4 protein-coding genes are annotated in these 4,035 nt (G+C 71.3%); 2 read left to right on the forward strand and 2 right to left on the reverse strand.

Translation table 11 applies throughout. From position 1 onward, the window contains the following. The coding region (locus BGN97_RS11855) for a DEAD/DEAH box helicase (RefSeq protein WP_292701658.1) at positions 1 to 791 on the reverse strand (791 nt) is incomplete at its 3' end. A 343-nt stretch (positions 792 to 1,134) separates the two neighbouring features. Next, complete coding sequence (dapD, locus tag BGN97_RS11860) at positions 1,135 to 2,088, reverse strand: 2,3,4,5-tetrahydropyridine-2,6-dicarboxylate N-succinyltransferase (protein WP_292701661.1); 954 nt, start codon at positions 2,086 to 2,088, stop codon at positions 1,135 to 1,137. Positions 2,089 to 2,155: 67 nt separating this feature from the next. Between dapD and dapE the strand changes: the two genes are divergently transcribed. Both dapE and BGN97_RS11870 read left to right on the forward strand, forming a co-directional pair. Next, complete coding sequence (gene dapE / locus BGN97_RS11865) at positions 2,156 to 3,229, forward strand: succinyl-diaminopimelate desuccinylase (protein WP_292701664.1); 1,074 nt, start codon at positions 2,156 to 2,158, stop codon at positions 3,227 to 3,229. After that, a partial coding sequence (locus BGN97_RS11870; protein WP_292701667.1) for a hypothetical protein occupies positions 3,211 to 4,035 on the forward strand: 825 nt, incomplete at its 3' end. The genes dapE and BGN97_RS11870, both read left to right, overlap by 19 nt.

Here is a 4,035-nt window from a genome sequence, read left to right on the forward strand (position 1 = left end):
AGCTGCTTGGCCAGCTTCTTCGCGTGGTGCTTGGTGCGGGTGAACAGGATGCGGCGGCCCTCGCCGGATGCCAGGTCCTGCACCAGCTGCTTCTTGGCATCGGCATCTGCCGCGACGAGCACCCGGTGGGTCATCTCGCCGACCGGAACGCTCGCCTCGTCGACCTCGTGGCTGACGGGGTCGTGCAGGAAGCGCTTGGCGAGTGCGTCGATGCCGCGGTCGAGCGTGGCGCTGAACAGCAGCCGCTGGCCGTTCTTCGGCGTGGCGGCGAGGATGCGGGTGACGCCGGGCAGGAAGCCGAGGTCGGCCATGTGGTCGGCCTCGTCGAGCACGGCGACGTCCACGGAGTCCAGGGAGACCACTCCCTGCTTCATGAGGTCCTCGAGGCGGCCGGGGCAGGCGACGACGATGTCGACGCCCGCGCGCATGGCCTGCTCCTGCGGACGCTGGCTGACGCCGCCGAACACGGTGGTGACGCGCATGCCGACGGCCTCGGCGAGAGGCTTGACGGTGGCTGCGATCTGCGTGGCCAGCTCGCGCGTGGGGGCCAGCACGAGGCCGCGGGGGTGCCCGGGGCGGCGCTGCGTGCCGGATGCCGACAGCCGCGTCACGAGGGGAAGCGCGAACGCGATGGTCTTGCCGCTGCCGGTGCGGCCGCGGCCGAGCACGTCGCGACCGGCCAGGGAGTCGGGGAGGGTGTCACGCTGGATGGCGAACGGCTCGGTCTTGCCGTCGGCCGCGAGCACGTTCGCGAGGGCGGCGGGCACGCCGAGGTCGAGGAAGGAAGGCATGGGTGTCTCCATAAGGAAGGCGCAGGGATGCTGCGGAATGGGCGACGGCGCGGGTTCGCGCATCGGTTCGCCGCTCGAGATGTGACCGCGGACCGGATGCCGGGGCGGAAGTGTGTCGACGACGCAGACGTCTCGCTTGGCGAGAGGCGTCGGATCAACCCTAGCAGTCGCCGATGGCCGCGGCTGTGCATCCGCCCGCCCGAGCATCCGCCGTCCGTCATCTCGAGTTCACCGGCTGCCGTCGAGGACACCACCTGCCGACGCGCGGAAGTGGTGCTCTCGACGGCAAGTGGTGCTCTCAGCGACGGGACGGAGGGAAGCCTCCCCGAGCGGAGGCGCCGGGTCAGGCGTGCAGCGCCTCGTTCAGGGTGACGCCGGCGCCCGCACGGCGGACGACCTCGACCGCGCCGCTCAGGGAGTTGCGGCGGAACAGCAGTCCGTCCTCGCCGGAGAGCGCGGCGGCCTTCACGGTCTGCCGGCGGCCCTCGGCGGTCGGCGCCGCGTCCGCGAGCTCCACCTTGGTGCCGGCAGTGAGGTAGAGCCCCGCCTCGACGATGCAGTCGTCGCCCAGCGAGATGCCGATGCCGGCGTTCGCGCCGAGCAGGGTGCGCGCGCCCACCGAGATGCGGTGCGTGCCGCCACCGGACAGCGTTCCCATGATCGAGGCGCCGCCGCCGATGTCGCTGCCGTCTCCGACGACCACGCCCTGCGAGACGCGTCCCTCGACCATCGAGGCGCCCAGGGTGCCGGCGTTGAAGTTGACGAAGCCCTCGTGCATCACGGTCGTCCCGGGGGAGAGATGCGCGCCCAGCCGCACGCGCGAGGCGTCGGCGATGCGCACGCCCGCCGGCTGCACGTAGTCGGTCAGCCGCGGGAACTTGTCCAGTCCCTGCACCTGGATGCCATGGCGCTGCAGCAGCGGCCGCAGCCGCGCCGCGTCGGCGGGCAGCATGGGGCCCGCGTTGGTCCAGGCCACGGTGGGGAGGTGCGCGAAGATGCCCTCCAGGCTGACCTCGTTCGGCCGCACGAGCAGGTGCGACAGCGCGTGCAGACGCAGGTAGGCGTCGGGAGTTGACGCGACCGGCGCGTCCAGGTCGATGCTCAGCTGCACGAACTCGACCGTCACGCCGCGACGCTCGTCGGGTTCGGCGAAGGCATCCCAGGTGAAGGCGGCCGCCGCGGCGTCCTCGGCATCCTGCTCGCCGAAGCCGAGTTCGGGGAACCATGCGTCCAGGACGGTGCCGTCGGAGGCGATCGTGCTGAGGCCCGTGCCCCAGACCGTGCGTGCTGTGCTCATCCTGCAACGCTAGCGCGACAGGTCATGCGGAGGCTGGGCATGTGACGCACGGTTTAGTGTGGGTGACATGGTGCTCGATCTGACCGCATCCTCTGCTGACATCACCCGCGTGATCTGCGACATCCCCAGCGTCTCCGGCGACGAGGCCCGCCTCGCCGACGAGATCGAGCAGACCATGCGAGCCTTCCCGCACCTGGAGGTGACTCGGCACGGCAACACGATCGTGGCGCGCACCGACCTGGGCCGCGCGCAGCGCGTCGTGATCGCGGGCCACATCGACACCGTCCCCATCAACGGCAACGTGCCCACGCGCGACGTCGAGATCGACGGGGTCCCGCATCTGTGGGGCCGCGGCACGGTCGACATGAAGGCCGGGGTGGCGGTGCAGCTCAAGCTGGCCGCCGAGCTCACCGAGCCCGCGGTCGACATCACCTGGATGTGGTACGACAACGAGGAGGTGCAGGAGTCGCTCAACGGCCTGTTCCTCCTGGCATCCGATCGTCCCGACCTGTTCCAGGCCGACTTCGCGATCCTCGGCGAGCCGTCCGTCGGACGCATCGAGGGCGGATGCAACGGCACGATGCGCGCCGTGATCCGCACCCGCGGCGTGCGGGCGCACAGCGCGCGCTCCTGGGTCGGCGAGAACGCCATCCACGGCGCCGCCCCGATCCTCACGCGTCTGGCCGAGTACCGTGCCCGCGAGATCATGGTCGAGGGGCTCGGCTACCGCGAGGGTCTGAACGCGGTCAGCATCCGCGGCGGGGTCGCGGGCAACGTCATCCCCGACCTGTGCGAGGTCGAGGTCAACTACCGGTTCGCGCCGAGCAAGAGCGTGGCGGATGCCGAGGCGCACATCCGCGCCGCCTTCGACGGCTTCGAGGTGGAGATCACGGATGCTGCGGCCGGCGCGCGGCCGGGCCTCGACGCGCCCATCGCGCAGCGCTTCCTGGCCGCCGTCGGCGGCGAGGCGCATGCGAAGTACGGCTGGACCGATGTGGCGCGTTTCTCCGCGCTGGGCGTCCCCGCCGTGAACTACGGCCCCGGCGACCCGCATCTCGCCCACCACGACGAGGAGCGGGTGCCGCTCCCGCAGATCGAGGCGGTCGAACGCGGGCTGCGGGCGTGGCTGACGGCATCCTGAGCTCGGCGCTGCGGCGCTGGGCGCGGGTGCCGGTGATCGGCCGCATCGCGCTCGTCTACCTGATCGCCCGACTCGTCACGACCGGATTCCTCGTCCTGACATCCACGGTGTCGACGTCGCAGTCGCGCTTCGGACCGGCGCCCACCCTGCGCTCGTTCGTGCTGGGCTGGGACGCGCAGTGGTACTGGTGGGTCGCCGTCAACGGCTACCCGCAGGCTCTGCCCTCCACCGCCACCGGGCAGGTCGCCGAGAACTCCTGGGCGTTCATGCCCGTGTACGCATACATCGCGAACGCGGTCGGATTCGGGGACTGGGGTCTTGGCGCCCTGCTCGTGTCCCTCGTCTCGGGGCTTCTCGCGTGCATCGTGCTGCACCGCCTGCTGCGCCCGCGCATCGGAGCCTCGGCGGCGATGTGGGCGGTCGCGTTCTTCGCCAGCGGACCCCTCGCCGCGCTGTTCCAGGTGGGATACGCCGAGGCGCTGTTCACACTGCTGCTGCTGCTCGGGCTCGACCTCGTCGCGCGGCGGCGGTACGCCTGGCTGTACCTGGTGCTCCCCGTGATGGGGTTCACCCGTCCTGGCATCCTGGCGTTCGCGCTCTTCCTCGGCCTGCACGGCATCCTGCGCTGGCTGCGCCGCGATCGCGAACCCCTTCCGGTGCGGCACATCGTGCACATCGTGGCGCTCGGACTGCTCTCCGTGGTGGTCGGCTTCGCCTGGCAGGTGATCGCGGGCGTCGTCACGGGTGACCCGTCCGCCTATCTGAAGACCGAACTGGCCTGGCGGCGCAACTGGCTCCCCGAATCG

Source organism: Microbacterium sp. 69-10 (genome assembly GCF_001897945.1).
Lineage (GTDB): Bacteria > Actinomycetota > Actinomycetes > Actinomycetales > Microbacteriaceae > Microbacterium.